At 45.4% G+C, this 588-nt stretch carries 1 protein-coding gene; it reads left to right on the forward strand.

Annotated features, from left to right (window positions below):
- On the forward strand, positions 1 to 588 hold a 588-nt coding region (locus ACYVI9_RS14995), incomplete at both ends, for a reverse transcriptase domain-containing protein (RefSeq protein WP_460765936.1).

A 588-nucleotide genomic window follows, 5' to 3' on the forward strand; every position in this document is an offset into this window, starting at 1 on the left:
ATGTAGTTGACATGGACTTGGAGAAATTCTTCGATACAGTCAATCATAGTAAACTCATCGAAGTTCTTTCACGTACGATTAAGGATGGACGAGTCATCTCACTCATCCATAAATACCTGAATGCAGGCGTCCAAATCGGATGCAAATTCGAACCTGGAGAAGCCGGCGTACCCCAGGGCGGCCCACTGAGTCCGTTATTGAGTAACGTTCTTCTCACGGAATTAGATCGGGAATTGGAAAGACGGGGGCACAGGCATGTCCGCTATGCGGACGACTTTGTAATCTTTTGTAAAAGTAAGAGAGCGAGTCTGCGTGCCATGGATAGTGTAACTAGATACATCCAGAACGAACTATTCCTGAAAGTTAACACGACCAAAAGTCAATGCGTTAACTATACAAAGGTTAAGTTTCTTGGGTATACTTTTTACAAGATCCGAGGTGAGGCCCACCTACGACTTCATCGCAAAACCGCAGGAAAACTTAAGGAGAAAATCCGCTACATCACATCCCGCAGCAATGGCTGGGGGGATGATAAGCGCAAATTAGCCCTAAGACAATTCATCATCGGCTGGCTGAATTACTATCAGC

This window comes from Niabella terrae, assembly GCF_054783135.1.